This is a genomic window from Actinomadura flavalba DSM 45200, from assembly GCF_000374305.1.
Taxonomy (GTDB): domain Bacteria; phylum Actinomycetota; class Actinomycetes; order Streptosporangiales; family Streptosporangiaceae; genus Spirillospora; species Spirillospora flavalba.
Genome location: NZ_KB894093.1, coordinates 558,197 through 584,159, shown reverse-complemented (window position 1 = coordinate 584,159; position 25,963 = coordinate 558,197). Strand labels below are relative to the sequence as shown.

The 25,963-nt window shown below is 72.5% G+C and carries 26 protein-coding genes and 2 pseudogenes; 15 read left to right on the top strand and 13 right to left on the bottom strand.

Annotated elements, in window-relative coordinates; translation table 11 throughout:
- The first annotated feature begins 83 nt into the window (after positions 1-83).
- On the top strand, positions 84-1,361 hold the full coding sequence (locus C229_RS0102605) for an ATP-binding protein (RefSeq protein ID WP_018653518.1): 1,278 nt from the start codon (positions 84-86) through the stop codon (positions 1,359-1,361).
- Here C229_RS0102605 and C229_RS29155 read toward each other — a convergent pair.
- A complete protein-coding gene (locus C229_RS29155) occupies positions 1,345-1,923 on the bottom strand; it encodes a GtrA family protein (protein WP_155884557.1) in 579 nt (192 codons plus the stop codon). The two genes, C229_RS0102605 and C229_RS29155, sit on opposite strands and share 17 nt — an antisense overlap.
- A gap of 161 nt (positions 1,924-2,084) precedes the next feature.
- Here C229_RS29155 and C229_RS0102595 point away from each other — a divergent pair, with 161 nt between their 5' ends.
- The gene (locus C229_RS0102595) at positions 2,085-3,263 is read left to right on the top strand and encodes a 5-(carboxyamino)imidazole ribonucleotide synthase (protein WP_276203296.1); all 1,179 of its coding nucleotides are present in this window, start codon (positions 2,085-2,087) and stop codon (positions 3,261-3,263) included.
- Positions 3,260-3,754 (top strand): 5-(carboxyamino)imidazole ribonucleotide mutase, encoded by a 495-nt coding sequence (gene purE / locus C229_RS0102590; protein WP_018653515.1) that lies wholly within the window; start codon positions 3,260-3,262, stop codon positions 3,752-3,754. The genes C229_RS0102595 and purE overlap by 4 nt, the downstream gene beginning before the upstream one ends.
- On the opposite strand, the gene C229_RS0102585 is transcribed toward purE, so the two are convergent.
- The 4 genes from C229_RS0102585 to C229_RS0102570 form a co-directional block, all read right to left on the bottom strand.
- Positions 3,751-4,158 (bottom strand): CoA-binding protein, encoded by a 408-nt coding sequence (locus tag C229_RS0102585; RefSeq protein WP_018653514.1) that lies wholly within the window; start codon positions 4,156-4,158, stop codon positions 3,751-3,753. The genes purE and C229_RS0102585 overlap by 4 nt on opposite strands.
- A gap of 43 nt (positions 4,159-4,201) precedes the next feature.
- Positions 4,202-4,453: a hypothetical protein gene (locus C229_RS0102580; RefSeq protein WP_026313388.1), complete on the bottom strand. Its 252-nt coding sequence runs from the start codon at positions 4,451-4,453 to the stop codon at positions 4,202-4,204.
- A 4-nt stretch (positions 4,454-4,457) separates the two neighbouring features.
- Positions 4,458-5,039 (bottom strand): Uma2 family endonuclease, encoded by a 582-nt coding sequence (locus tag C229_RS29150; RefSeq protein ID WP_018653513.1) that lies wholly within the window; start codon positions 5,037-5,039, stop codon positions 4,458-4,460.
- A gap of 121 nt (positions 5,040-5,160) precedes the next feature.
- Entirely contained in the window at positions 5,161-6,495 is a 1,335-nt protein-coding gene (locus tag C229_RS0102570) for a UDP-glucose dehydrogenase family protein (RefSeq protein WP_018653512.1), read from the bottom strand.
- A 75-nt stretch (positions 6,496-6,570) separates the two neighbouring features.
- On the opposite strand from C229_RS0102570, the gene C229_RS0102565 reads away from it, so the two are divergent.
- Positions 6,571-7,740 carry an acyl-CoA dehydrogenase gene (locus C229_RS0102565; RefSeq protein WP_026313387.1) on the top strand — a complete coding sequence of 390 codons (1,170 nt, stop codon included), beginning with the start codon at positions 6,571-6,573 and terminating at the stop codon, positions 7,738-7,740.
- A gap of 90 nt (positions 7,741-7,830) precedes the next feature.
- On the opposite strand, the gene C229_RS0102560 is transcribed toward C229_RS0102565, so the two are convergent.
- Positions 7,831-8,130, bottom strand: coding sequence for a tyrosine-type recombinase/integrase (locus C229_RS0102560; RefSeq protein WP_018653510.1), 300 nt, complete (start codon positions 8,128-8,130; stop codon positions 7,831-7,833).
- Between the two features lie 105 nt (positions 8,131-8,235).
- On the opposite strand from C229_RS0102560, the gene C229_RS0102555 reads away from it, so the two are divergent.
- Complete coding sequence (locus C229_RS0102555; RefSeq protein ID WP_018653509.1) at positions 8,236-8,469, top strand: hypothetical protein; 234 nt, start codon at positions 8,236-8,238, stop codon at positions 8,467-8,469.
- 1,022 nt (positions 8,470-9,491) lie between these two features.
- Here C229_RS0102555 and C229_RS0102545 read toward each other — a convergent pair.
- From C229_RS0102545 to C229_RS0102525, 4 genes and pseudogenes are all read right to left on the bottom strand, one after another.
- Positions 9,492-10,016: a type II toxin-antitoxin system VapC family toxin gene (locus C229_RS0102545; RefSeq protein ID WP_018653507.1), complete on the bottom strand. Its 525-nt coding sequence runs from the start codon at positions 10,014-10,016 to the stop codon at positions 9,492-9,494.
- Positions 10,009-10,908 carry a hypothetical protein gene (locus tag C229_RS0102540; protein WP_018653506.1) on the bottom strand — a complete coding sequence of 300 codons (900 nt, stop codon included), beginning with the start codon at positions 10,906-10,908 and terminating at the stop codon, positions 10,009-10,011. Before C229_RS0102540 ends, C229_RS0102545 begins: the two co-directional genes overlap by 8 nt.
- Before the next feature lie 594 nt (positions 10,909-11,502).
- Positions 11,503-12,087: pseudogene (locus tag C229_RS32525) on the bottom strand (DUF2637 domain-containing protein); the annotation flags it as partial.
- 230 nt (positions 12,088-12,317) lie between these two features.
- A complete protein-coding gene (locus C229_RS0102525; RefSeq protein WP_018653503.1) occupies positions 12,318-13,001 on the bottom strand; it encodes a hypothetical protein in 684 nt (227 codons plus the stop codon).
- Positions 13,002-13,128: 127 nt separating this feature from the next.
- Here C229_RS0102525 and C229_RS33960 point away from each other — a divergent pair, with 127 nt between their 5' ends.
- From C229_RS33960 to C229_RS0102510, 3 genes and pseudogenes are all read left to right on the top strand, one after another.
- Positions 13,129-13,302: a CopG family transcriptional regulator gene (locus C229_RS33960; protein ID WP_155884556.1), complete on the top strand. Its 174-nt coding sequence runs from the start codon at positions 13,129-13,131 to the stop codon at positions 13,300-13,302.
- A gap of 100 nt (positions 13,303-13,402) precedes the next feature.
- A pseudogene (locus C229_RS36000) lies at positions 13,403-13,474 on the top strand (acyl-CoA dehydrogenase family protein); the annotation flags it as partial.
- 141 nt (positions 13,475-13,615) lie between these two features.
- Positions 13,616-15,835 (top strand): ATP-binding protein, encoded by a 2,220-nt coding sequence (locus C229_RS0102510; protein WP_155884555.1) that lies wholly within the window; start codon positions 13,616-13,618, stop codon positions 15,833-15,835.
- Here the strand turns inward: C229_RS0102510 and C229_RS0102505 are convergent.
- On the bottom strand, positions 15,832-17,469 hold the full coding sequence (locus tag C229_RS0102505) for an LCP family protein (protein ID WP_018653499.1): 1,638 nt from the start codon (positions 17,467-17,469) through the stop codon (positions 15,832-15,834). The genes C229_RS0102510 and C229_RS0102505 overlap by 4 nt on opposite strands.
- A 327-nt stretch (positions 17,470-17,796) precedes the next feature.
- Between C229_RS0102505 and C229_RS0102500 the strand changes: the two genes are divergently transcribed.
- A complete protein-coding gene (locus C229_RS0102500; RefSeq protein ID WP_026313385.1) occupies positions 17,797-18,756 on the top strand; it encodes a glycosyltransferase family 2 protein in 960 nt (319 codons plus the stop codon).
- Positions 18,757-18,830: 74 nt separating this feature from the next.
- Positions 18,831-19,514, top strand: a complete 684-nt coding sequence (locus C229_RS32520; RefSeq protein WP_051108848.1) for a hypothetical protein — start codon at positions 18,831-18,833, stop codon at positions 19,512-19,514.
- On the opposite strand, the gene C229_RS0102490 is transcribed toward C229_RS32520, so the two are convergent.
- Positions 19,511-20,266, bottom strand: coding sequence for a glycerophosphodiester phosphodiesterase (locus tag C229_RS0102490; RefSeq protein ID WP_018653497.1), 756 nt, complete (start codon positions 20,264-20,266; stop codon positions 19,511-19,513). The genes C229_RS32520 and C229_RS0102490 overlap by 4 nt on opposite strands.
- The gene (ispD, locus tag C229_RS0102485) at positions 20,263-20,970 is read right to left on the bottom strand and encodes a 2-C-methyl-D-erythritol 4-phosphate cytidylyltransferase (protein WP_018653496.1); all 708 of its coding nucleotides are present in this window, start codon (positions 20,968-20,970) and stop codon (positions 20,263-20,265) included. The genes C229_RS0102490 and ispD overlap by 4 nt, the downstream gene beginning before the upstream one ends.
- 85 nt (positions 20,971-21,055) lie before the next feature.
- Here ispD and C229_RS35685 point away from each other — a divergent pair, with 85 nt between their 5' ends.
- The 5 genes from C229_RS35685 to C229_RS0102460 all read left to right on the top strand — a co-directional run bounded on the left by C229_RS35685 (position 21,056) and on the right by C229_RS0102460 (position 25,950).
- On the top strand, positions 21,056-22,522 hold the full coding sequence (locus C229_RS35685; RefSeq protein WP_051108847.1) for a CDP-alcohol phosphatidyltransferase family protein: 1,467 nt from the start codon (positions 21,056-21,058) through the stop codon (positions 22,520-22,522).
- Between the two features lie 71 nt (positions 22,523-22,593).
- A complete protein-coding gene (locus C229_RS35680; RefSeq protein WP_018653494.1) occupies positions 22,594-23,220 on the top strand; it encodes a DUF5941 domain-containing protein in 627 nt (208 codons plus the stop codon).
- On the top strand, positions 23,217-23,948 hold the full coding sequence (locus C229_RS0102470; RefSeq protein WP_018653493.1) for a phosphocholine cytidylyltransferase family protein: 732 nt from the start codon (positions 23,217-23,219) through the stop codon (positions 23,946-23,948). The genes C229_RS35680 and C229_RS0102470 overlap by 4 nt, the downstream gene beginning before the upstream one ends.
- Positions 23,949-24,032: 84 nt before the next feature.
- The gene (locus C229_RS0102465) at positions 24,033-25,088 is read left to right on the top strand and encodes an iron-containing alcohol dehydrogenase family protein (protein ID WP_026313384.1); all 1,056 of its coding nucleotides are present in this window, start codon (positions 24,033-24,035) and stop codon (positions 25,086-25,088) included.
- Entirely contained in the window at positions 25,078-25,950 is an 873-nt protein-coding gene (locus C229_RS0102460) for a CDP-alcohol phosphatidyltransferase family protein (RefSeq protein ID WP_018653491.1), read from the top strand. The genes C229_RS0102465 and C229_RS0102460 overlap by 11 nt, the downstream gene beginning before the upstream one ends.
- Positions 25,951-25,963 lie beyond the last annotated feature (13 nt).

Here is a 25,963-nt window from a genome sequence, read left to right as displayed (position 1 = left end):
CCCATCTGTACGCGCCCCCGAGCACGGCCGCCGCGCGGCGGCCTGCCGTGGCGGCGCGGCTCGAACGCGAAGGAGCCCCCTCGATGAGGCGCCGACTGCTGCTGTCGACGCTCGGCGTCGCGGTCGTGGCGACCCTGCTCCTCGGCGTCCCCCTCGCCTTCGCCGTCCACGGGCTCATCCACAAGGAGGCCCGCGAGTCCCTGGATCGGGAGGCCGCGTCGATCATCGGCGGCGTCGCGCTCAACCTCGACGCCGGTGACGAGCCCGCCCCCGACAAGATCGCCCGCGCCTTTCCCGGCCGCCACATCGTCATCACCCTCCCCGACGGCCGCGTCGTCACCGCCGGTCCCCGGCCCGCCCGCCGCGCCGCCGTGCTGGCGGCCGTGCAGGGCGGCGAGGGCGTCCGCGTCCGGATCGAGCAGCCCGCCGCCGACGTCCGCGCCGAGGCGCTGCGGCAGATCCTGCTCGTCGGCAGCCTCACCGCGCTCGGCGTCGCCGTCGCGATAGGGCTCGCCCTGCTCCAGTCGCGGCGGCTCACCCTGCCCCTGCTCGACCTCGCCGAGACCGCCGACCGGCTCGGCAGCGGCAACGCCCGGCCGCGCCGCCGCCGATACGGCGTCCCCGAGGTCGACCGCGTCGCCGAGGTGCTCGACCGCAGCGCCGTCCGCATCGCCGACCTGCTCGCCGCCAGCCGCGAGTTCGCCTCCGACGCCAGCCACCAGCTCCGCACGCCGCTCACCGCGCTCACGATGCGGCTGGAGGAGATGATCGAGGCCGCCGACTATCCCGATGTCGTCCGCGAGGAGGGCGCCGCCGCCATCGCCCAGGCCGAACGGCTCGTCGCCGTCGTCGAACAGCTCCTCGCCCGCGCCCGGCACGACCGCACCGGCGACGCCGTCGCCGCGCCCCTCGACCGCATCCTCGCCCAGCAGATCGAGGAATGGCGGCCCATCTTCCGCCGCTCCGGCCGCGACATCGAGATCACCGGGGAACCCGGCCTCGTCGGCATGACGAGCCCCGAAGGGCTCTCGCAGATCGTCGCGACGCTGCTCGACAACTCGCTCGTGCACGGCGCCGGAACCGTCACGATCGCCACCAAGATCGGCGCCGGATCGGTCGTCGTGGAGGTCGGTGACCAGGGCGGCGGCGTCCCGCCCGGCCTCGAAGCCCGCATCTTCGAACGCAGCGTCAGCGGCGGCCGGGGCACCGGTCTCGGCCTCTACCTCGCCCGGTCGCTCGCCATCGCCGACGGCGGACGGCTCGAACTGCTCACCGCCCGGCCCGCCGCGTTCGGCGTCTTCCTCCGCCCGGCGGCCGACGCGCGGCTCGCCGCCGCGCGCGTCGTCAGCGGCCCGGCGTGAGCGGCGAGGCCGTCCCGGACGGCGGCGCGGAAAACTCGGCCGTGCCCGGCGCCTGCCGTCCCTCGGCGAAGCCGCCGCGCGCCCGCGGCGCGTCCGGGCCCATCTCGCCCACCGCGGCTGGCTCGGGCGGCGGCAGCGGCAGGAACACCCACTTCTTGTACGACCAGTAGCGGAACAGCGTCGCCGCCGCCGTGCCCACGATCAGCGACGCGTTGTAGGCCAGCGGGCCGCGCAGCTCCAGCCCGAACTTCACGACGCCCTGCACCAGCCACGTGATCAGCAGGCCGACGCCGTTCAGCGCGAAGAACAGCACGTACTCGCGGCCCATGCCCGACTGGTCGCGGTTCCGGAACGTCCAGTACCGGTTGGCCAGATAGGCGAACGTCGCCGCGACGACCGTCGCGATGCCCGTGGACGTCAGCTCGCCCAGGTCCAGCCCGACGTGCAGCAGGTTGCCCGTGCCGATGGTGATCAGGAAGGCGATGGCGCCCACGCTGCCGAACTTCGCCAGCTCGTGCACGATGTGCGCGAAGCGTCGGTACAGCGAAACGAACAAGCTCACGAAGGGTGACCGTCCTTCCGGACCAGGTGATGCCACGGCACATCGAGGATAGACCTGCCCCGGGCGTGTGACGGGTTATCCGCGATTCCGCGCCGTTCGTGACTAAGACGGCGCCGGGCGGCCGTTCGTTCCCGGCCGCGCGGCCGATAACCTTGCTGACCGTGACAGACGGTGCAAGTGAGGGAACGCGCATGCCGGTCGTCGGCATGGTCGGCGGCGGGCAGCTCGCCCGCATGACGCAGCAGGCCGCGATCGCGCTCGGCGTGCCGCTGCGCGTCCTCGCCCGCGACCCCGGCGAGTCCGCCGCGCTCGTCGTCGCCGGAGCCACGCTCGGCGACGACCGGTCGGCCGCCGACCTCGCCGGATTCGCCAAGGGCTGCGACGTCGTCACCTTCGACCACGAGCACGTCCCCGGCGCGCACATCGCCGCCGTCGAGGTGTCCGGCACGCCGTGCCGTCCCGGCGCCGCCGCGCTCGCCTTCGCCCAGGACAAGCTGGCCATGCGCGAACGGCTCTCCGCGCTCGGCGCGCCCTGCCCCGCGTTCGCCGCCGTCCCCACCGACGACCCCGCCGCGTTCCTGGAGTCGTTCGCCGCCGAACACGGCGCCCGGTTCGTGCTCAAGGCGACGCGCGGCGGCTACGACGGCAAGGGCGTCTGGGTCACCGACGACGTGACGCTCGCGGCGCGGCTCCAGGCCGAGGGGCTGACGCTGCTCGTCGAGGAACTCGTCCCGTTTCGGCGCGAACTGGCGGCGCTGGTGGCGCGGTCGCCGTACGGGCAGGGGGCCGCGTACCCGATCGTCGAGACCGTCCAGGAGGGCGGCGTCTGCGTCGAGGTGCTCGCGCCCGCGCCCGGCCTCTCCGACGACCTGGCCGCCGAGGCGCAGCGGCTCGCCCTCGACATCGCCGACAGGCTCGGCGTCACGGGACTCCTCGCCGTCGAACTGTTCGAGACCGGGTCGGGCCTGCTGGTCAACGAACTCGCGATGCGTCCGCACAACTCGGGGCACTGGACGATCGACGGCGCCGTCACCTCGCAGTTCGAGCAGCACCTGCGGGCCGTCCTGGACCTGCCGCTCGGTTCCACCGAGCCGACCGCCGAGTGGACCGTCATGGCGAACGTGCTCGGCGGGTCGTCGCCGGAGATCTACCCCCGGTACGTGCACGTCATGGCGCACGATCCGGCGGTGAAGGTCCACTTCTACGGCAAGGACGTCCGGCCCGGCCGCAAGATCGGCCACGTCACCGCCACCGGCTCCGACCTTGCGGCCGTCCGCGAACGCGCCCGGCACGCCGCCGACTACCTCCGCTGGGGGCCCGACATGAAGGACATGCGATGACGTCTCCCCAGGTCGGCGTGGTCATGGGCAGCGACTCGGACTGGCCCGTCATGAAGGCCGCCGCCGAGGCCCTGGACGAGTTCGGCGTCCCCTACGAGGCCGACGTCGTCTCCGCGCACCGGATGCCGCACGACATGATCGCCTACGGCGCGGGCGCCGCCGCGCGCGGCCTCCGGGTGATCATCGCCGGGGCGGGCGGCGCCGCGCACCTGCCCGGCATGCTGGCGTCGGTGACGCCGCTGCCCGTGATCGGCGTGCCGGTGCCGTTGAAGTACCTGGACGGCATGGACAGCCTGCTGTCGATCGTGCAGATGCCCGCGGGCGTTCCCGTCGCGACGGTCGCGGTGGGCGCCGCCCGCAACGCGGGGCTGCTCGCCGTCCGCGTCCTCGCGGCGGCGGACGAGCCGCTGCGCGCCCGCATGGAGCTGTTCCAGAAGGACCTGTACGCCCAGGCGAAGGCCAAGGGCGAACGCCTGCGCGACTCCCGCTAGCGCCGCCGGGCCCACTCCACGGCCGGGCACCGATCCATCACCACGTCGACCCCGGCGTCCCGCGCCCGCCGGCCCGCGTCCTCGTCCACGACGCCGAGCGGCAGCCAGACCCCCTTGGCCCCCCGCGCGACGGCCTGATCCACGAACGCCCCGGCCGCCTCGGACCGCCGGTAGACCCCGACGACGTCGACGTCCCCCGGCACCTCGTCCAACGACGCGTAGGCGACCTGCCCGAACACGCTCTCCCGCTCGGGATGCACCGGCACGACGACCTTCCCGCGCTCATGCATCAACCGAGCCTGCCGCCACACCTCCCGCGACGAATCCCCACCCAACCCCACGAACACCCACACCCGAGCATCGAGCAACCGCCCGATCACGTCGTCCTCAGCGAACCCACCCATACACCAACCCTACGCACGAGAGCCGAGCACCGACCCGTCGGCGTCAGGGCATCAGCGAGGCAAGCGAAACCTTGATCGGAAACGGCGCCTCCACTTCGAGAACGCCGTCGCCGCGCGAGATCGTCAGATGTGCAGGTGTGTGAGGGGTCAGGACGCGGCGCAGGGCGTCGGTGACGAAGGCTCGGCGAGGGCTCGTCGGTCGTTCGATGAGGTGGCCGCTGACCAGCTCGACGCGTCCGCTCTCGCCTGTGAGCGCGTCCAGGTCGGCGATGTTGTGAGGGCCGCGGTGTGTCACGGGGTCAGGCGAGGAGGTCTGCGGGGGTGAGTGCGATCGGGAACGGGGCTTCTGTGGTGAGGGCTCGGTCGCCGGTGACGTGGTGGGTGAGGGTATAGGTGATGTCGCCTTCGTCCAGGTGGTAGACGGTGATGGACGGGACGTCCTCCAGGTCCACGATCCAGTAGTGGGGGACGCCGGCGGCGGCGTAGTCGCGGACCTTCTCGTGGTGGACCTTCTTCCAGCTTCCGCTGGACGGGCGCTGGACCTCGACGACGAGGAGGGCGTCCTCGCCGGTGAGGGCGCGGCGGTCCTCGTCCTTGGCGCGGCGCACGGCGGCGGCGTCGAGGATCGCGACGTCGGGGGAGTAGAGAGAGCCGTCCGGCATGCGGAGGTCGTACGGGCCCCGCAGCAGGTAGCCCGCGGGGAGGCCGGGACGCAGGGCCTCCTTCACCGCTTCGGCCACCTCGTCGTGCAGCACGCTAGGCGACATCTCGATCAGGTGCCCGTGCACGAGCTCGTACCGCTTGCCCTCCTCGGGCAGCGCATCCAGATCCGCGATCGTGTAGGGGCCATGCTCGGGACTGTAGCCACTTGTGACGCTCACGACCCGCCCTTTCGCAATCCGTGACCTTTGCCTGCTCACGCGGCGTTCACAGGTGTAAACGCAGTCTCCAGCGTAGGTGAGAGAGCGCCGGTGGGGGGTCGGTACGGGGTAAGGGTTCGGGTCAGGGGCGGCCCAGGGCTCGGTAGTTCCAGCCTGCGGTGCGCCAGGTTTCGGGGTCGAGGGCGTTGCGGCCGTCGACGATGTTGCGTTCGGCGACCGATTCGGCGAGGGCGTGGGGGTCCATTTCGCGGAACTCGGGCCACTCGGTGAGGAGGAGGACGACGTGGGCGTCGCGGACGGCGGTGAGGGTGTCGTCGGCGTAGCCGAGGTCGGGCTGGGCGCGGCGGGCGTTCGCGTTGGCCTGCGGGTCGTAGACGGTGACCTCGCCGCCCTGGGAGCGGATGGACGCGGCGACGTCGAGGGCGGGGGAGTCGCGGACGTCGTCGGAGTTCGGCTTGAACGCGGCGCCGAGGACGGCGACGGTGCGGCCGATGAAGGAGCCGCCGAGTTCGTGCCGGGCCAGGTCGACCATGCGGATGCGGCGCCGGATGTTGATCTCGTCGACCTCGCGCAGGAACGTCAGGGCCTGGTCGACGCCGAGTTCCCCGGCGCGGGCCATGAAGGCGCGGATGTCCTTGGGCAGGCAGCCGCCGCCGAAGCCGAGCCCGGGGCCGAGGAACTTGCCGCCGATGCGGTCGTCGTAGGACAGGGCCTGGGAGAGCTTGGTGACGTCGGCGCCCGCCGCCTCGCACACCTCGGCCATCGCGTTGATGAAGGAGATCTTGGTGGCCAGGAACGCGTTCGCCGACACCTTCACCAGCTCGGACGTCGCGTAGTCGGTGCACAGGAACGGGGTCTGGTCGGCGAGCATCACCGCGTACACCTCGCGCAGCACCTTCTCGGCGCGGTCGGCGGCGGCCTGCTCGGTGGGCAGCCCGACGACGATCCGGTCGGGGTGCAGCGTGTCCTGGACGGCGAAGCCCTCCCGCAGGAACTCGGGGTTCCACGCCAGCAGCGCGTCGCCGCCCGCGGGGGAGAGCCGCGCGAGCCGCCGCGCGAGCCGCGCCGCCGTGCCGACCGGCACCGTGGACTTGCCGACGACGACGCTCGGCCGCCGCAGCAGCGGGGCGAGCGCGTCGATGGCGTCGTCGACGTAGGTGAGGTCGGCGGCGTACTCCCCGGCCTTCTGCGGGGTGCCGACGCAGACGAAGTGGACGTCACCGAACTCTGCGACGTCCTCGAACGACGTCGTGAACCGGAGCCGTCCGCTCTCCAGCCCGCGCCGCAGGACGGGTTCGAGCCCGGGCTCGTAGAACGGCAGGTCGCCCGCGGCGAGCCGGGCGATCTTGCGCTGGTCGACGTCGAGGCCGAGGACCTCGAAGCCGAGGTCGGCCATGCACGCCGCATGGGTGGCGCCGAGGTACCCGGTGCCGATGACCGTCAGGCGGAGCGCCAACGCGTCGTTCCTTTCTCGATCCACGCCGGGACCTGCTCAGTTCCGCGCAGTCTACTGGCGGGTAGCATTCGTTCTATGAGTCCCGACTTTCCTGCCTACGCTCCGTCCGAGGACCACGAGCTCCTCCGGCAGACGGTGCGCGCGCTCGCCGACGCCAAGATCGCCCCGTACGCCGCGGAGGTGGACGAGGAGTCCCGCTTCCCCCAGGAGGCCCTGGACGCGCTGGTGCAGAACGATCTGCACGCGGTGCACGTCCCGGAACAGTACGGCGGCGCCGGGGCCGACGCCCTGGCGACCGTGATCGTCATCGAGGAGGTGGCCCGCGCGTGCGGTTCCTCGTCGCTGATCCCGGCGGTCAACAAGCTGGGCACCGTGCCGGTGCTGCTGTCCGGCTCGGATGAGCTGAAGAAAAAGTATCTGACTCCGGTGGCCCGCGGCGAGGCGATGTTCTCGTACGCGCTGTCGGAGGCGGAGGCGGGTTCGGACGCGGCGGGCATGAAGACCCGCGCGGTGCGCGACGGCGACTCCTGGGTGCTCAACGGCACCAAGATGTGGATCACCAACGCGGGCGTGTCGGAGTACTACACGGTCATGGCCGTGACCGACCCGGAGAAGGGCGCGAAGGGCATCTCGGCGTTCGTCGTGGAGAAGTCCGACCCGGGCGTGTCGTTCGGGGAGAAGGAGAAGAAGCTCGGCATCAAGGGCTCACCGACCCGCACGGTGATCCTGCAGGACGTCCGCATCCCCGCCGACCGGCTCATCGGCGCGGAGGGCTCGGGCTTCAAGACGGCGCTGGCCACCCTGGACCACACCCGCATCACGATCGCGGCGCAGGCCCTCGGCATCGCGCAGGGCGCGCTCGACTACGCGATCGGGTACGTCAAGGAGCGCAAGCAGTTCGGCAAGCCGATCAGCGACTTCCAGGGCGTCCAGTTCATGATCGCTGACATGGCGATGCGGCTGGAGGGCGCCCGCCAGCTCACCTACCACGCGGCGATCAAGTCCGAGCGCGCCTTCCACGGCGAGAAGGTCCCCGACCTCACGTTCGTCTCGTCGGCGTGCAAGGCGCTCGCGTCCGACGTCGCGATGGACGTCACGGTCGACGCCGTCCAGCTCCTCGGCGGCTACGGCTACACCCGCGAGTTCCCGGCCGAGCGCATGATGCGCGACGCCAAGATCACCCAGATCTACGAGGGCACCAACCAGATCCAGCGCATGGTCATCGCCCGCCAGCTCCTGAAGTAGGCCGCTGAGCTGGGATTCTCCAGCAACGAAGGGGCCGCCGCCGGTTCTTCCACGGACCGGCGGCGGCCCCTTCGGTATCCCGGTTCTGCCTCAGTTCTGGCCGACGACGAGCCGGGGCCGCCGCATCCTCCTGTCGATCGCCTCACGGGCGCGCTCGAACGAACCGACCTGCATGTGGGCGTAGTAGCGCAGCGTGAACGCCGGATCGGCGTGCCCGAGGTACTCCGCCAGTTCGTTGATGGAGACGCCGGCCGGGAGCGTGACACTTGCGAAGTAGTGGCGGAGCTGGTGCGTGCCCTCGCGGCGCGTGGTGGCGAACCGGAGCCGTGAGCGGCCCCGGGCGTCCTTCACCCTCACGGGCGGCGGGATGACGCCGACCTTGGCGAGCACCGGCTTTCACACCGTTTCGGTGCCGGGACTGCGGGCTCGCGCCCGCCGATAGGTGGCGACGGTTCGGGGTGTCGTACCTGCGAAACGAGCGGGGAGAACGGCGCGATGAACGACCGAACCGCCGTGCGCATCGACCCGGAGACGCTGGGCTACGTCTACCCCGTCGGCCACGACCGCCAGTTCTTCCCGGCCGAGATCAACACCTTGAACCTGCGCTGCCCGAGATGCCAGGCGCCCGCCAGCGTCGCCTCGGTCCCGGTCGAAAACCTCGCGCAGATGCACGCCGAGGTGTTTCAGCTCGGACGGTGGCGCCGCTCGAAGATTTGCAAGCCCTCGTGACCAACGAAGACGAGACGACCCGGACCGTCACCGCGTCTGCGCAGAACCTCAAGCGTGGCGGCGCCATAGGGGGCTTCGGGCTCGGCGTGAGGTCCATCCTCGCCGTCGCGGACAACGCCGACGAGCTGCGGGGGCGGGGCGCGTTCGGCCTACGAGGCGACCCGTCGAGAGCGGAGAGCGTCACCGTCCGGCACCGGCTCGTGGGGAGCGCACGCCTCCCGGTGTCGGTGGCGATCCACGTCGCGCCGCCCCCTCGGCCCCGGTTATGACGCGCCTCGTCAGCATCGACGAGGCCCTGAAGCACACCGCCACCGCACGCGTGTGGATCATCCACGCCCTGACCGACACCCGCACTCTCGCCCGCTGCGCCCCAGCACCACGGACGCGTGGTCGCCCCTTGACCCAGGACGCGACGTGGTGGAGCAACGCGCCCGCGAGCAGCGGCCCGCGAGCCCTCGCATGGTCAATCGCCCGCTGGTACGCCGCGCACCCCTCGACGCCCGTCACACCCGGTAACGTTCACCGTGGGTCACATCGAGGTTCGCGCGATGGTGGCCCCATCGTGACAACCGAGCCGGACCCTGGGCCGGCACCGCACGGAGTGACATCGAACCGCGTGAGCGATCCAGTGTCACAGACGGTGCCGAGCGGCCCGCAGAGCGCACTCAGTGCGGGGGTCATGGCCCCGGCCCGCGCATATGCGGGGAGGGCGGGGTGATTCGATCCCGCGCAGGTCAGGAGGCCACGTGACCACAAGCCTCCCGTTTCTTGTCCGTCACTCAAAGTGACGACCCCATTGGGCTTTAGGTGATTTAGCGACGAATGATCTTGCACAAGTGTGCAGTCCCATTCCGGCGCTTGTCTCTTCGACGATTTAGTGGGAGGTTGTGATCATGGGCTCGATCGTCGTGTGTCGGTCTACAGCACCCCCATGCCCGGACGTCCGGCGCATGCTGGCCCGGTAGCCGTCACGCACCTCGCGCGTCCAGCGCTCTCCTCGGAGGACGGCGGGGCGCTCTTCGTCATGTCGACGGCCTCGGGAATAGGGCCTGGTCCCACTCAGCGCGGGGGTAACACACCTTCAGCTTCTTGCCCACGGTATGACCAATGGGCAGGCCGCCGTCGTAGCTCATGAAGAAGTCACAGCCCAGTCGCACGGCTGCGGCAAGATGAACAGCATCGGCGCCGCCGAAAGGTCGTTTGCCGGGTCGATGAAGGTGGCCGTACTCATCGCGCAGTCTCGCCGCATCTCGTGAGATGAAGCGGTCGATGTCAGTCCACCGCATCTCCGGCGCCTGGAACCAGCTATGAAGCCGCTCTTCGGCGTGCGATGAGCGCTTCCGCTTGTCCGTGGACTTGCAGAACACCTCCGCCTCGACAAGCGGACTGGTCGCCAAGCGAATGCGGTTGTCGAGCCACGCCTCGAACAAGGCGGCGCCAGCCTTCCACCTCGGTTCGTTCGTCTCGGGGTGGGGAGTCTCGTCGCGGGTGATGACGTCGAGGTAGACGCAGGTGTCGGGGTAGATCAGGGGGGTCCGGTCAGGCACGCCGCGCCTCTCGCACGAACTCGTCGACGGTCATGTCCCCAGTCCAGTCAGGGTCGGCGCCGAGAACATCGGCTACGGACGCGCGCTTGTCTGCACCGCTGGGGAGACGCTCGATATGATCGATCTTTATTCTGATCACTTGGCCGCGATCGTTGCGCTTGAGTTCTCCGCGCGCGAGAACGTGTGCCTGCCAGAAATCGCCATGGACAGCGCTTGCGAGATCTTCGGGGATCTCTCCGACCACCGAGCTGCGAGTGTGGGGGTCGAAGATGCCGACGCGGAGATTGCCGCCGCGGGCGCTAACGGTGTCCAGTAAGCCGCTCACCGAGCCGAGCGATGTCTGGGTGCCCGTGAGCGCGCGACTGGCGTGCTGGCGCACGGGTTCGCTGATGACGCGGCGCGGTCCGGGCTTGCCGTTCACCGCGGCGAGCGACACCTCTTGGACGCCGCGGCCTGGCGTGCCGAGCTTCAGCAGCCGTTTGATGACGGCCTCTGTGTAGAAGTCGGGAACCTCGGGCTCCTCGGCGAGGTGAGCGACGCCGGCAACGAGGGCGTCGACTGGGGCGAGCAGCGAAGCTCGGGGGCGCTGCGTCGAGTCTGCGGCAGTAACGCGTACAACCAGCTCATGATCCTGCTGGTCAACGAGATCGACGACCCACCTGGCACGTGTGGTACCGCGCTCGATCAACAGGCGTTCGATGTCCGCGAGCGCTAGACGCAGTTCGTTCAACGCTGCGGTGAGACGTTGAAGTTCGACACGTTCGGCGCCTTGTTGGACTCGCACTTCCAACGCCGTGGTGCCCATGTACTCACCGTAGCCGCGTTGACCCCTCATGGGAAAGACGTTGCTGTCCGCCACGCCCACCTCCCAGATCGTCAGTTCGTTGACCATGACATGGCTCGCGCGTCGGCGTCATTGCGTTGGCCGGATCGGGTCACACCCCTACCCTGACCTGCATGCCCGCCGCGCCCCCGCCGAACGCGCTGCGAGCGAGGGCTTGCGTCCGGCCGCCTGCTGGATCGCGTCGTCGCGGGCGACGATCCCTCCAAACCCTCGGCGGGCTCGAAGCTCGCCTACGTAGCCGGACGGCAGCGGACTCGCCAACTCCCGTCGTCGAGCCGTACGCCGGACATGAGCACGCGCCCGGCCTCGGTGGCGATGAACGTCGTCCCGTCACCCTGAATGCGGTAGTCGGTCATGTCGGCCTCCCGCCCAAGACGCGGCGGCGCCACCTGGGGACGATAGGGGACGCCGCCGCACCTTCTCGGGTGCGCGGCCCGAGCGCCGTGGGGGCTCGGGCCGAGCGTGCCGGACGCCCCCGCATGGAGATCCCGGAAGGCCCTCAATCGGATCGGTACACCCGCGCGCGAGGCAGGCGCAGGTGAATACCCTCTCGCGGGGTATTGCCGTCCGGTGCGTGCGTGCGTGCGTGCGGGAGTGGGAGACCTGCGTTGCGATGAGCGCAACGCAGATCCCGTCAGCGTTTCACCCGACCCGGACGCGGTCCTCGGCAGCCGACTGCGTGAAATTACGCACCTCTTCGGCGAGCGCGTGGCGCATCCGGATGGCGCGCGGGTGCCCGATCCGCGATTCCGGCCGTAGCACCCGGATCGAGGGCGTGGCTCCGGTCGCAAGGAATTCGGCGAACCGGTCGCGGGCGGTCGCGGTCAGCGGGTCGGCGGGCTCGACCTTGAACAGGGCGTGGTCCTCGTTCGCGGGGTCCTTCGGGGGCGGCGCCCGGCGGGGCGTCCGGCTTGATGACGTCCCACACCTCGTACCCGACCGGGCGGTCAGGGGGATCGAATCGTCCGCCTCGGTGACGGCGCGCGGGTGCGTGCTCGCGACCGTGAGGGCCTGCGTGAGCGCCTCGTCGAGCGGGTCTGTAGTCACGACGTGGATACCCTTCGCCTGCCCGTGGGCACCGGTCGCGAGCAGCGCGAGACCCGCGACCACCATGAGCCCGTCGACCGCAAGCGGTCCGATCATGGTCGTGGTGCGGTCCTCGCCGAACGTCGTCAACAAGTCCGACATGTGTCGGTAGCTCACGACGGCCGCGACTACCGCGACGAGACCGGCGCCGGCGAACCGGACCGCTCCCCACGATGCCTAGCGCGGCCACCGCACCCGCGCGAGCACTAGACCGTGACGAGCAGGGCGACCGGGAAGAACACCGCGGCGAGCATCGCACCGACCGGCGCACGGCCGGTCGGAGCCAGGTCCTACCAGACGTGTCCGACGTTGCCCGTGACGGAGACCAGCACCCGAGGACGAACCGGCCATGGCCCACTCGGGTCCGGCGCTCACTGCTGCACTTGCGCGAGCCGGGCCAAGGCCGCCGAGTTGTCGCCGTCGTGGACGACCGGGCGGACGATGGCGCGAGTCTCGGCGTCGTCGAGCTGGCCCGCCACACGGGCTCGGATCACGCGGAGGAACACCTCGCCAGCGTCCTGCCCGTGCTTGCGGACGACGTGCTCGAAGCGGTCACGGACCTCGGCCATGACCGCCCGCGACAGGCCCGCCCGTTTCGCAGCGTCGGCCGTGGCGTCCACACGGGCCAGCCGCTCATGGACCAGGTCGAGTGAACCCGATCGGAGCGTGTCCATGAGCTTGTCGTACGCTTGCTCGTCCATGTTGCCGTCGAGCCGGTGGAACGCCATGCGCAGCAGCAGTGCGTGCCCGGCGGCGGCCCGGTTGCCGAGCAGCACGACGGCGATGCGGTTGAGGACCGGCAGCAGGGAACCGATGATCTCGGCGCCCTCGGAGTCGCCGTCGGTCAGGGCCTTGATGCGCTTCGTCTGCTCGGCGACGATGGCGCCCGCGTCCGCGCAGACGACGCACGCGAACACCTGGCCACCGTCAACGACGGCCACGGGCACGCTGCGGATCTCGAACTTGCCGTAGGCGACGCGGCAGATCACGCAGGCCGCGCCCTTGCGCTGCGCGGGCGACAGCCGCGACAGGTCGAGCTGTGTAGCGTCGTTCATGGGTCGGAGGTTCCTTCCGATCAAGGCCCCGGCCGGTGTTGCAGTCACCGCGTCCGGGGTCGTTTTATTGTATTACAGAAAATCATCCTCTCGGTGTCGAGACAAGGGCTCCGCTACGGTTTCTTGTATGACAGAAAAACGGAAGCGCGGACGGCCTGCGACCGGGCAGGTGCCGAACCGGTCGGTGCGTGTGCCGGACGAGGTGTGGGACGAGGCGAAGCGGCTTGCCGAGGTGGAAAACAAGACCGTCAGCGACGTCGTCAACGAGGCGCTACGGCGCCACGTCGTACGCCGACAGTAGGCCGCCTAGTTCTGCCTCAGTTCTGCCAGGGAGTCGGAAGGCGCGGGGAAGGATGGGAGCTGGTGGGGTATATCTGCCCAGGTGGGCGACTGGCGTACCGAAGATCACCCAGATCTACGAGGGCACCAACCAGATCCAGCGCATGGTCATCGCCCGCCAGCTCCTGAAGTAGGGGCGGGACGCGCAGGGGCCGTCCCCGTCCGGAAGCGGACGGGGGCGGCCCTTCGGCGTTCCCGGGGGCGGCGTTGAGCGGGGCTCGCTTTGGGTACTCGCGGGGGGAGTGGCCGGTGACCCGATGCGAGGAGTGAGGAGAGTGGGCGGGGACTCGTTCGTTGGGCGGGAGAGGGACGTCGCGGATGTGGTGCGGTTGTTGCGGCGGGCGCGGCTCGTGACGTTGCTGGGGCCCGGAGGGATCGGGAAGACGCGGCTGGCCGGGGAGGTCGCCGCGCGGATGCGGGACGTCGGTGACGTCCGGGTCGTGGAGCTGGCGGTGCTGCGGCAGGCCGACCTGCTGCCCGAGGCCGTCGTGGCGGGGCTCGGGCTGCCGGAGGTGACGGCGGGCGGCGACGCGGTCGGCCGGGTGGCCGAGCACCTGCGCGACCGGGAGATGCTGGTCGTGCTGGACACCTGCGAGCATCTCGCCGAGGCGTGCGCGGTGTTCGCGGAGCGGCTGCTCGCGGGCGCGCCCGGCGTGCGGGTGCTGACGACGAGCCGGGAGGCGCTGAACACCTCGGCCGAGCACGTGCGCGTCGTGCGTCCGCTGCCGGAGAGCGACGCCGTGCGGCTGTTCGAGGAGCGGGCCGCGGCCGCCCGGCCGGGGACGACGTTCCCGGACGGCGCCGTCGCCGCGATGTGCCGCAGGCTCGACGGCATTCCGCTGGCGATCGAGCTGGCCGCCGCGCGGCTGCGCGACCTGCCGCCGGACGAGCTGCCGCACCGGCTCGACGACCGGTTCCGCGTCCTGGCGGCCGGGCGCACGCCCGTCCCGCGCCACCGGGCGCTGCGCACCGCGCTGGACTGGAGCCACGATTTGCTGAGCCCGGCCGAGCGGCGGCTGTGGGCGGCGCTGTCGGTGTTCGCGGGCGGCTTCGACCTGGCCGCGATCCGGGACGTGTGCACCGGCGGCCCCGTCGCCGCCGACGACCTGGACGGGCTGCTCGCGGACCTGGTCGGCAAGTCGATCCTCCAGCACGACGACGGCCTGTACCGGATGCTCGACACGCTCCGGCAGTACGGCCACGAGCGCCTGGAGGCGTCCGGCGGGCGGGACGCCTGCCGCCGCCGCCACCGCGACCACTACCTGCGGGCCGCCGAGCGGTTCGCGGCACGCTGGACGACCGGCGAGCAGCGCGACGCGGTCGACGACCTCGACGCGCAGCGCGCGAACCTGTGGGCCGCGCTGGAGTACTCCTACGAGACGCCCGGCGAGGAGGCGGCGGGCCTGCGCATGGCGACGGCCCTGCGCGGGTTCTGGCTCTGCACGGCCCGCTTCGTCGAAGGCCGCTTCTTCCCCGACCTGACGCTGGAGCGTCACCCCGGCCCGTCCCGCGAGCGCGCCGAGGCGCTGCTGGTGACGCACTGGTTCGGCATGGGCCAGGGCGCGTACGGGCAGGCGGCGCAGGGGCTGGCCGAGGCGCGCGCGCTGGCCCGCGACCTGCGCGACGACCGGCTGTACGCGGCGGCGTCGCAGCTCCACGCCGCCGTCCTCACCTTCCGCGACGACACCGACGGGGCGCTGGACGTCTGGACGCGGACCCGCGAAGCCGCCCTGACCTGCGGCGACCCCGTCGTGGAGATCCACAGCCACGGCTACGGCGCGCTGCTGCACGCCGTGCGCGGCGACGACGCGACGGCGCTGGCGCTGAGCCGCCAGGCGGTCGGCGTGTTCGCGGGCACCGGGGAGCGCTACTTCCAGGGCTGGGCGCACTGCATGCGGGCGCTCACGCACTTCCTCGGCGGGCGCGGCGTCCGCGCGGCCGCGCACCTGCGCACGGCGGTGCGGCTCAAGCACGACGTGGAGGACCCGTCCGGGCTGGCGTCCTGCCTGGAGATGCTGGCGTGGGTCGCGGCCGGGGAGGGCGAGGCGCGCGGGACGGCGTGGCTGCTCGGCGCCGCCGAGGCGCAGTGGCGCCGCATCGGGGTGCCGCTGTTCGGCATGCGGGCGCTGCGCGACGTGCACGACCGGTCGGCCGCCGAGGCCCGCGCCGCGCTCGGCGGCGACCTGTTCGACGAGCTGTTCACGCGCGGCCTGCGCCTCCCGCAGGACCGCGTCGTCGCGGCGGCGGCCGTGGGCGCGTTCCCCGAGCCGGACGAGCGTCCGGGCTCGCGCGACGAGGCGCTGTCACGGCTGACGCCGCGCGAGCGGGAGGTCGCGAAGCTGGTCGCGGCCGGGCTCACGAACCGGGAGATCGCGGAACGGTTCACGCTCTCCAAACGCACCGTGGACGCGCACGTCGAGCACATCCTCGCCAAGCTCGGCGCCCCCGGACGCGAGGCCGTCACCGGCCTGGTCGAGGAGAGCCCCCTCGGTTAGGTGCAGAGCTTCCTGGTCGCGGTGTCGGTCTCGATGCCGTCCGGCTCGGTGGCCGGGGTCGCGGCGCCGGACGGCGTCACCTTGACCTTCTTGGCGCCGTCCCAGTCCTCCCCGACGAGGACCTGGACGGTCGAGCCGAGCGCGGCGACCTTCTTCAGCTTCGCGCCGGGGATCGCGGCGGCCAGGGTGCGGGCGGAGTCCTCGCGGTCGGGCCCGTACTGGATCAGCGTGGTCGCCAGCCCCCGGCGCGCGATGCCCGGCACGACCGACGAGCGGAACCCCGCGTCGGCCAGCTCGCCGCCCGCGCGCCGGGCCAGGCCGGGCGTGCCGACGGCGTTCAGCACCCGGACCGAGATGTCCGACGGCGGCACCGTCAGCGCGTCCTCGGGCGGCTGCGACGGCGACGGCTTGGGCGCGGGCGGCTTGTCGTCCTTGAGCGGGCGGTCCTCGCGCAGCCGCCCGAACAGGTCGGTGGTGCGCCGCTCGTCCCACAGGACGGTGGACTGCGGCGTCGGGGCGTTCCAGAGCATCACGTTGTGCGCCGGGTCCTTCAGGGGGACCTTCGCGAACGTGATCTGGTCGGTGGACAGGTCCTTCATCTGCTGGGCGAGGCCCGGCAGGTTCTTGGCGAGCTTGGAGTCGACGCGGAGCGACTTGAGCGCCGCGTTGAGGAACCGCGTCGACTTCACCGGGTCGCTGAGGGTGCGGCTGGACATGGCCTGCTTCATCATCGCGGCCATGAACTGCTGCTGCCGCTCGATGCGGCCGAGGTCGCTGCCGCCGGTGAGCGTGTACCGGGCGCGGGTGAACCCGAGCGCCTTGAGCCCGTCCAGCCGGTTCTTGCCCGCCGGGAGGTTCAGCCCGCTGCGGCGGTCGTTGATGGGCTGCTCGGTGCACACCTCGACGCCGCCGAGCGCGTCGACCATGCTCACGAACCCGTAGAAGTTGACCTCGACGTAGTGGTCGATGGAGACGCCCGTCGCCTCCTTGACGGTCTTGACCGTCAGCTCTGGCCCGCCGAACTGGTACGCCCACGTCAGCTTGCCCGGCCGGGCCCCGACGCGCTGCCCCTTGGCGCCCTCGGTGCCGTTGGAGCGGTGCGACGGGATCGTCACGTACGAGTCGCGCGGCAGGTTCACGATCGAGACGCGGTCGTGGTCCTTGGAGATCTGGACGAGCATCATCGTGTCCGACCGCTCGCCCGCCTCGTGCCCGAGCGCCGCCGCGCGCTGCTGCGCCTTGGTCAGCCCCTCGCGCCGGTCGACGCCCGCGACGAGGATCGTCATCGCGCCCGACGACCCCTCGCCGAGCCCGCCGATCGACACCGAGTCGATCGCGCCGGTGACGTAGCTCTGGAACGCCCACGCGCCGCCCGACGTCAGCAGCACCACCGCCGACGCCGCGCCGGTGACCATGAGCGCGCGGCGCTGCCGCCGCGCCGCGACGGCCGCGCGCGGGCTCAGCTCGGGCGACGGGCGGCGCGGCCCGCGCGGCGTCTCGACGCTGACGCGGGGCGCCGGGGCGCCCTCGACGGTGACGCCGTCCACCCCCGCGCCGGGGTCGCCCGCCGGCGCGCCGCCGGGGCGCGGCCGAAAGTAGCGCTCCAGGGGATCGGCGTCGTGCCCGTCCGTCATGGCGCCCCCGCCTCCAAAGATCGTCCGGCCTGGGTCCGTTCGCGAGTCTTCCCCACTCTAAAGTGGAGGACACCGGATGCTTCGCTACCTAGGGCTCGTGTCCTTGCAGTAACGTGGCGCCGTCTTGACCTCAGCCCCGGTGCCCCGCCTCCGGGCAGCGCCGCATTCCGTGAGCCGAGAGAGGAAATGGGCACCCGTCCGGCCGCCGCGCCGGGAGCGCCCGCGAGTATGAATCCGTCTCCCCATGCGCAGGGCGCGGGCACCGGCCGTGAGCCGGGCGCGCAGCCCGCGGCCACCGCGCGCACCTGGCCCGCCGTGTCCGTCGTCATGCCCGTCCTCAACGAGGAACGGCACCTGACCGACGCCGTCCGCGCCATCCTCACCCAGGACTATCCGGGCGAGCTGGAGCTGGTGCTGGCGATCGGCCCGTCCCGCGACCGCACCGAGGAGATCGCGGCGCGGCTCGCCACCGAGGACCCGCGCATCGTCGCCGTCGCCAACCCGACGGGACGCACGCCGCAGGGCCTCAACATCGCGATCGCCAAGTCGCAGTACTCCATCATCGTCCGCGTGGACGGGCACTCGCTGCTGCCCGCCGACTACGTGCGCGCCGCCGTGGAGACGATGGAGGAGACCGGCGCCGACAACGTCGGCGGCATCATGGCCGCCGAGGGCACGACGGCGTTCGAGAAGGCCGTGGCCCGCGCGATGACGTCGCGGCTCGGCGTCGGCAACGCCCGGTTCCACACCGGCGGCCAAGCGGGCGAGGTCGAGACCGTCTATCTCGGGACGTTCCGCCGCTCGGCGCTCGACCGCGTCGGCGGCTACGACGAGACGTTCGTCCGCGCGCAGGACTGGGAGATGAACCACCGCATCCGGCAGAGCGGCGGGCGGATCTTCTTCACGCCCCGGATGCGCGTCACGTACCGGCCCCGGCCGAACCTGCGGGCGCTGGCCAAGCAGTACTACCACACGGGCCGCTGGCGCCGGGTCGTCGGCCGCGAGCACCAGGGCACGCTGAACCTGCGCTACCTGGCGCCGCCGCTGGCCGTCGTCGGCATCCTCGCCGGGACGGTCGCGGGCGTGCTCGGGTTCTGGCCCGGCTGGGTCCTGCCCGGCGGGTACGCGGTCGCGATCCTCGCGGGCGGGCTGGTGGAGGGGCGCGGGCTGCCGTTCGGCGCGCTCGTGCGGTTCCCGCTGGTGCTGGCGACGATGCACCTGTCGTGGGGCGTGGGGTTCCTGACGAGCCCGCCCGGCCTCGGGCAGCCCGTTCCGCCGAAACCCTGAACCTTCGCGACCTTCCGGGCGTCTGACGGGTGGGCGGGCTCTCGTCCCGCCCACCCCGCCAAGGAGGTCCCGCCATGTCCAACGGAGCCCGGCACGGGATCGGCGCGCTCGCCGGACTGATCGCGTCCCCGGTGCTGTTCGCGCTGCTGCTGTTCGCGGGGAACCGCGCCGAACGCGTCTACCGGCAGGTCGCCATCCGGTACGCCGACTCCGACCCGGCGACGACGGCCCTCGCCCTCGGCGCGTTCGCCGCGCTGGGGATCATCGTCGCGCTGCTGGCCGGGTCGCGCGTGTCGCCGCTCGCGGCGCTGCTGCCCGGACTGGCGTTCACCCTTTTCGGCGGGCTGTTCCTGCTGTGGCCGGTGCGGTTCGGCCACGAGCTGATGGACGTGCTCGGCCACCGCCTCACCTCGCTGCTGACGATGGGCAGCCTCGGCGTCCCGTTCCTGCTCGGGGTGATCCTGGTGGTGTCGGCGCTGCCGCCGTCGCGGTGGCGGAGCCGTCGCCCCGCGGCCGTGCCGCCCGCCCCGATGCCGGGCGCCCCGCCCGGCCCGGTCGGGCCGCAGGCGCGGTTCGGCGCGCCGCAGTTCGGCGCGCCGCAGTTCGGCGAGCAGCGCCCGCCCGCGCGGCAGGAGCCGCCGCCCTACGCGCCCCCGCCCGCGCCGCCGCGCGAGCCGGAGCGCTCCCCGGACGCCTGGCGCCGCGACGACGACGAGCCCGGCGAGTGGACCCGCAAGTTCGGCGGCGAGGGCCGCTAGCGTCCCAGCGCGGCCAGCACGCCGGGGATCTCGTTGACGACCATCGCGTCCACGCCCGCGTCGGCGTAGGCGGCGGCGTCGTCGGCCTTCGGGCACCACACCATGAAGTCCAGCCCGGCCTTGTGCGCGACGTCCACGTTGTGGTCGATGGCGCGGAGCCGGGAGTCGCCGGGCTCGGACCGCACCGACGCGGTGTGCAGGCCGATGGCCTGGAGGCCGAGCCCGGCGGCGGCCGGGACGCCGTGCCACAGCGGGAAGCGCAGCCACGTCAGCAGCCCGGCCGGGACGCCCGGCAGCTCGTCGCGCAGGTGGACGAGCAGCGACGGGTCGAACGACGTCACCAGCAGTTCGCGCCGCCGGGCCTCGCGGCGCAGGATCGGGGTCAGCAGCGCGGCCGTGCGGCGGTCGGGAGGGTCGACGGCGTCCTCCAGGATCGTCTTGACGTCCACGTCCACCGCGACCTCGGGCGGCAGCGCGTCGAAGATCTCCTCCAGCAGCGGCAGGCCGCCCGCCGCCGCGTCGGTCTCGATGAGGTGGACGCCGTCCGGGCCGGTCGGGTCGTGCCGCAGGACGAGCCTGTCGTCGGCGGTGCGCGTCACGTCGATCTCGACCCACGACAGCCCGGCCGCGACGGCCGCCAGGATCGAGTCCAGGGTGTTCTCCGCGACGGTCCGTCCGGTGCCGGGGACGGGCAGGTCGCCCGAGCCGTAGCCGCGGTGCCCGATGACGACGGGCGTGTCGGTGAAGATCACGGTGCCTCCGGGGCGAGGAGTCCGGCCGCCAGGTGCTCGGCGACGACGATGTCCAGCGGGTGGGTGACCTTGAAGTTGTGCTCGCCGCCCTCGACCACCCGGATCGGGACGTCCGGCGCGTACCGGTGCACGATGCCGCAGTCGTCGGTGGCGCGCAGCGCGGGGTCGGCGAGGGCGCGGTCGTAGGCGGCGCGCAGGACGCCGAGCCGGAAACCCTGCGGGGTCTGGAAGCGGATCAGCGTCTCGCGGGGTGGCATGGCGGTGACGGTTCCGTTCCGCACCTCCACGATCGTGTCCGAGGCGGGCAGGCCGACGGCGACCGCGTCGGCGTCGTCCAGGGCGGCCAGCACGCGGTCGATGATCTCCGCGTCCACGAAGGGGCGGGCCGCGTCGTGGAACAGCACGCGCGTGTCGGCGGGCGCGGCGGCGAGGGCGTCCAGCGCGGCGACGGTCGAGGCCGTCCGCGTCGCGCCGCCCTCGATTACGCCGCCGACCTTGCCGAACGCGGCCGTGAGCGCGGCGGCGGCGCGCAGGTGCCCGGCGGCCATGACCACCAGGACCTCGTCCACGCCGGGGTGCGCGTCGAACGCGGCGACGGCCAGGGCCAGGATCGGCCGGCCGCCGACCTCGATGAGCTGCTTGGGCCGCCCGGCGCCGGCGCGCTGCCCGACGCCGCCCGCGAGCACCACCGCGACCGTCCGCATCCGACCTCCTCGATGTTCCGGTCCGGGCCAGGGAACCGTTACGCTTCGTGTACGACCAGTGACGTTCCGGACCGGGGAGGCGCCGATGACCGTCGCGGTGATCGTCGCGACCGCCGCCGGCCGGGGCGGGCCCGAGCCCGCGGCGGCGCTGCCCTACGGCGACGCCACCGTGCTCGACGGCCTGTGCGACCGGCTCGCCACGCTCAACGTACCGGACCTCCACGTCCTCGCCCGCCCCGAGTCGGCCACCGCGCTGCGCACCCCCGGCGCCGAGGTCACCGAGACGCCCGGCCCCGCCGACGAGCTGCGCGCCGTCGCCGCCGTCGCGCGCGAGGCGGCGCGGGCCGAGCGGCCCGTTCTCGTGCTCCCGGGCGATCTGGCCGTCGGGGAGGAGCTGCTGCGCCGCCTCGTGCACGACGGCGACTGCACCGCCGCGCTCGTCGCGCCGCCGGCCACCGCGCCGCCCTGCGGATACGCCGTCCGCACCCGGCACGGGCGGGTGGTCGCGGCGGCGTCCGCCACGCACCGCGTCAACGGGCCGGACGCGCAGTTCCCCGGCGCGCTGCGCGTCGCGGCGGGCGCCGTGCCGCTGCTGGCCGAGACGGCCGAGCGGCTGGCCGCCCTCATGGAAGACGACACCGCCCTGCTCCCCGCCCAGGACCCGCTTCCGCTGCTGCTCGTCGGGCTGGTGCGCGCCGGGGTGCCGGTGCTGGCGCGCGGCACCGGGCCGCTGCCCGTCCGGCGACCGGGGTCGGAGTTCGAGGCGCGCGTCGCGCACACCGCCGTCACCGGCGCCGACGAGGACTCCGCCCGCCTGGTCGCCGCCGTGAAGACCGGCGACGGCCCGTTCGCCACCTACGCCGTCAGCCGCTACTCGCTGCGGCTGGTGCGGTGGGCGCGGCGGCGCGGGCTCACCCCCAACATGGTCACGCTGATCTCGCTGGGGCTCGCGGCCGTCGCGGCGTTCTGGTTCGCGGCGGGCACCCGCGTCGGCATGGTCGCGGGCGCGGTGCTGTTCTTCCTGGCGTTCGCGCTCGACTGCGTGGACGGGCAGCTCGCCCGCTACACGCGCCGGTTCTCGGTGCTCGGGTCCTGGCTCGACGCCATGGCCGACCGGGTGAAGGAGTGGGGCGTCTATGCGGGGCTGGCCGTCGGGTCGCTCGCCGCCGCCGGGGCGAGCCTCGTCCACGCCGGGAACGTGTGGCCGCTCGCGGTCGCGGCGCTGGCCGTGCTGGCCGTCCGGCACATGATCGCCTTCGCGTGGGACGCGCGGGGCCGCACCGCGCCGCCGCCCCGCGCCTGCTCCCTCACCGACCCCGGCGACCTCGGCGTCTCCCTCCCCGAGCGCCGCACCCCGCGCGACCGCGCCGTCTACTGGGCGCACCGCCTCGCCGCCCTGCCGATCGGTGAGCGCACCGCGCTCATCGCCGTCACCGCCGCGCTCGCCAACGCCGCCGTGACGTTCTGGTCCCTCATCGGGTGGGGCTGCCTGGCCGCCGTCGTCACCCTCACCACCCGCCTCGCCCGCTCCGTCCGAACGGCCCGCCCATGAACCCCGCACCCCAGGCCCCGCCGCCCGCGCCGTCGCTCGCGGCGAGACCGGTGAGACAGCCGGACGAACCCGTGATCGACCGGCCCATCGACGCGGCCGAACCGACGATGCTCCAGGTCTACCGGGACGACGGCGCCCTCGGGCAGGCGCTCGGCCGGTTCACGCGCGGGCAGCTTCCGCCGCTGCCGGGGGCGCTGGTGGCGCTGGCCGTCACGACGGTTCTGCTGTTGACCGGCATGGGGGAGCAGCGGTCCCCGGCGATGTTCGCGCCGGTCGTCGCGCTGCTGCTGTCGGGGCCGACCGCTCTGCACCCGCACGGCGGCCGCTTTGACTGGCTTGTCCCGCCCATCATCCGCGCGATCGAGTATGGTTACCTCGCTGTCCTGGGGTTCGCGCAGGGCGTCGCGGAACCGCTGGTGTTCGTGCTGATCGCCGTGCTCGCGTTTCACCACTACGACACGGCGTACCGCACCCGGCAGGGCCTCCGGCCCCCGGAGTGGATCTTCCGTGCCGGGCTCGGCTGGGAAGGCCGGATGCTCATTGTGGCGTTCGCGGGTCTCTTGGGATTCCTCCCGCTCGCGTACGCTGCGCTCGCCGCCTACCTCGGCGTCTTGTTCGCCGGTGAGTGCGCCCGCACCTGGGCGCGGACCGAACGCGACAGCGGCATGATGGTCGATCTGGAGGAAGAGGAAGCATGATCGGGATGGTGCTGGCCGCCGGAGCGGGCCGGAGACTCCGGCCGTACACCGACACGCTGCCCAAGGCCCTGGTGCCCGTGGACGGCGACACGACCATCCTCGACATCGCCCTCGGCAACCTCGCCGAGGTCGGCCTGACCGACGTCGTCATCGTCGTCGGCTACTGCGCGAACGCCGTCGAGGAGCGCAAGGCGGCCCTGGAGGAGCGCTACGGCGTCTCCCTCACGCTCGTCCACAACGACAAGGCCGAGGAGTGGAACAACGCCTACTCCATGTGGCTCGCCCGCGAGTACTTCTCGCGCGGCGTCCTCATGGTCAACGGCGACACCGTCCACCCGGTCTCGGTCGAGAAGACCCTGCTGGCGAACCGTGGCCCGGACATCCTGCTCGCGGTCGACGACGTGAAGAAGCTCGCGGACGAGGAGATGAAGGTCATCCTCGACGACGACGGGCACCTGAGCCGCATCACCAAGCTCATGGACCCGGCCGACGCCGCGGGCGAGTACATCGGCGCCACGCTGATCGAGCCCGCCGCCGCCGAGGCCCTGGCAGACGCCCTGAAGGCGACGTGGGAGGCGAACCCCGACCAGTACTACGAGGACGGCTACCAGGAGTACGTCAACCGGGGCGCGAAGATCTCCGTCGCGCCGATCGGTGACGTGGCCTGGGTCGAGGTCGACAACCACGACGACCTGGAGAAGGCCCGCACGATCGCCACGACGTACTGACCGTCCGCCCGCAGATCTCCGGGTTCCCCGCCCCGGCAGGGCCGGACGACCTCGAAAGGGGGGCATATGCCCCTGCTGACCCGCATGCTGACCGCGCCGCTGTCGATCGACGTGCGCCGCGGCGCGGTGTCCGCCCTCGGTGAACTGCTCGCCGACCGGCGCATCGTCACCGAGGGCCGCGTCGCCATCGCCGTCGGCCCCGGCCAGGGCGAGAAGATCGCCGAGCACGCCCGCGAGTCGCTGACCGCGTGCGAGGTGTTCCAGGTCGAGGGCGGCACGGTCGACGCCGCCGTCGCGCTGGGCTCGCGACTGCGGGCCGGTTCGTACGAGGCCGTCGTCGGCATCGGCGGCGGCCGGACGATCGACGCCACCAAGTACGCGGCGACGCTGTCGGGCATCCCGATGGTGTCGGTCGCGACGAACCTCTCGCACGACGGCATCTGCTCGCCGGTCGCGTCCCTGACCCACGAGAAGGGCAAGGGCTCGTTCGGCGTCGTCATGCCGCTGGCGATGGTCGTCGACCTCGACTACGTGCGTGCGGCGCCGCCCCGGCTCGTCCGGGCCGGGGTGGGCGACGTCGTCAGCAACTTCTCCGCCGTGGAGGACTGGCTGCTGGCGTCCGAGCACGTCGGTGAGAAGGTCGACCGGATGGCGCTGACGGTCGCGCGCACCGCCGCCGAGGCGCTGCTGCACCAGCCGGGCAGCATCGACGACGACCGGTTCCTCACCGTGCTGGCCGAGGGCCTGGTGCTGTCGGGGCTGGCGATGTCGTTCGCGGGCGACTCGCGGCCCGCGTCCGGCGGCGACCACGAGATCCTGCACGCGATCGACCAGCTCTTCCCCGGCACCGCCAACCACGGCGAGCTGGCGGGCATCGGCGCCGCGTTCTGCTTCCACCTGCGGGCGCTGCACCTGAACGAGGGCACCGAGCGGCTGACCGAGATCCTGACCTGCCTGGACCGGCACGGGCTGCCGCGCTTCCCGGCGGACGTCGGCCTCACCGTGGAACAGTTCACGCAAGCCGTGCAATACGCCCCGCGCACCCGGCCCGGCCGCTATACGATCTTGGAGCACCTCGACCTCGACGAGGCTGCGACCCGCAAGGCGGTGGAGGAGTATGTCCAGGCCCATGGAGGCTGACCGGCCCGGAGACGCCCCGCCCCCCGGCGGCGGCGTCCGCCCCGGTGACGACGTGCGTCCCTCGCGCGGCAGCGCCAAGGTCGCCGACGTCCGCCGCCACGGGCAGCCGCCCGGCCTGAAGGACCGCCGCAACGAGGAGCACTGGGCGGGCCGCCTCTACATGCGGTCGCTGTCGCCGTACTTCTCGCTGGTGGCGCTGCGGCTCGGCTTCTCCCCGAACCAGCTCACCTACCTGATGATGATCAGCGGTGTGCTCGCGGGCGTCGTCGTCGCGCTGCCGGTGACGGGCACGGCGACGCTGTGGACGGCGCTCGGCGCCGCGTTCCTCATCCAGGTCTACCTGCTGCTCGACTGCGTGGACGGCGAGGTCGCCCGCTACCTGCGGCAGACGTCGGTCGCGGGCGTCTACCTCGACCGCATCGGCCACTACCTGTCGGAGGTCGCGCTGCTCGTCGGCCTCGGCTTCGCCGCGCAGGGCGGCTGGGAGACCGGCGGCTACGTCGAGCTGGGGCTGCTGGCCGCGCTCGGCGCCGCGCTGATCAAGGCCGAGACCGACAACGTCGTGGTGGCGCGTGCCAAGTCGGGCCTCGCGGCCGACCCGGCGGGCGGCGACCGCGCGCTGCGGCCCCGCTCGACGCGGATCGCGCTGGCGCGGCAGGCGGCGTCCATGCTCAAGCTCCACCGCATCATCGGCGCGGTGGAACTGTCGCTGCTGATCCTGGCCGCGACCGCGCTGGACGTCCTGCTGGGCACCGAGACGCCCGCCGCGATCCGCGTGCTGACCGTCGCGGTCGCGTTCGTCGCGGTCGTGCAGACGCTGCTGCACCTGATCAGCATCATCGCCTCGCGGAGGCTGAAGTGAAACTGTCCGTGAT

What these genes read in the sequence shown, in the direction of transcription:
- C229_RS0102605 (WP_018653518.1), top strand. Translation starts at nt 84, where the DNA reads ATGAGGCGCCGACTGCTGCTGTCGACGCTCGGCGTCGCGGTCGTGGCG.
- purE (WP_018653515.1), top strand. Translation starts at nt 3,260, where the DNA reads ATGACGTCTCCCCAGGTCGGCGTGGTCATGGGCAGCGACTCGGACTGG.
- C229_RS0102585 (WP_018653514.1), bottom strand. Translation starts at nt 4,158, where the DNA reads ATGGGTGGGTTCGCTGAGGACGACGTGATCGGGCGGTTGCTCGATGCT.
- C229_RS0102565 (WP_026313387.1), top strand. Translation starts at nt 6,571, where the DNA reads ATGAGTCCCGACTTTCCTGCCTACGCTCCGTCCGAGGACCACGAGCTC.
- C229_RS0102555 (WP_018653509.1), top strand. Translation starts at nt 8,236, where the DNA reads ATGAACGACCGAACCGCCGTGCGCATCGACCCGGAGACGCTGGGCTAC.
- C229_RS0102540 (WP_018653506.1), bottom strand. Translation starts at nt 10,908, where the DNA reads ATGGTCAACGAACTGACGATCTGGGAGGTGGGCGTGGCGGACAGCAAC.
- C229_RS0102525 (WP_018653503.1), bottom strand. Translation starts at nt 13,001, where the DNA reads ATGAACGACGCTACACAGCTCGACCTGTCGCGGCTGTCGCCCGCGCAG.
- C229_RS33960 (WP_155884556.1), top strand. Translation starts at nt 13,129, where the DNA reads ATGACAGAAAAACGGAAGCGCGGACGGCCTGCGACCGGGCAGGTGCCG.
- C229_RS0102505 (WP_018653499.1), bottom strand. Translation starts at nt 17,469, where the DNA reads ATGACGGACGGGCACGACGCCGATCCCCTGGAGCGCTACTTTCGGCCG.
- C229_RS0102500 (WP_026313385.1), top strand. Translation starts at nt 17,797, where the DNA reads ATGCCCGTCCTCAACGAGGAACGGCACCTGACCGACGCCGTCCGCGCC.
- C229_RS32520 (WP_051108848.1), top strand. Translation starts at nt 18,831, where the DNA reads ATGTCCAACGGAGCCCGGCACGGGATCGGCGCGCTCGCCGGACTGATC.
- ispD (WP_018653496.1), bottom strand. Translation starts at nt 20,970, where the DNA reads ATGCGGACGGTCGCGGTGGTGCTCGCGGGCGGCGTCGGGCAGCGCGCC.
- C229_RS35685 (WP_051108847.1), top strand. Translation starts at nt 21,056, where the DNA reads ATGACCGTCGCGGTGATCGTCGCGACCGCCGCCGGCCGGGGCGGGCCC.
- C229_RS0102470 (WP_018653493.1), top strand. Translation starts at nt 23,217, where the DNA reads ATGATCGGGATGGTGCTGGCCGCCGGAGCGGGCCGGAGACTCCGGCCG.
- C229_RS0102465 (WP_026313384.1), top strand. Translation starts at nt 24,033, where the DNA reads ATGCTGACCGCGCCGCTGTCGATCGACGTGCGCCGCGGCGCGGTGTCC.
- C229_RS0102460 (WP_018653491.1), top strand. Translation starts at nt 25,078, where the DNA reads ATGGAGGCTGACCGGCCCGGAGACGCCCCGCCCCCCGGCGGCGGCGTC.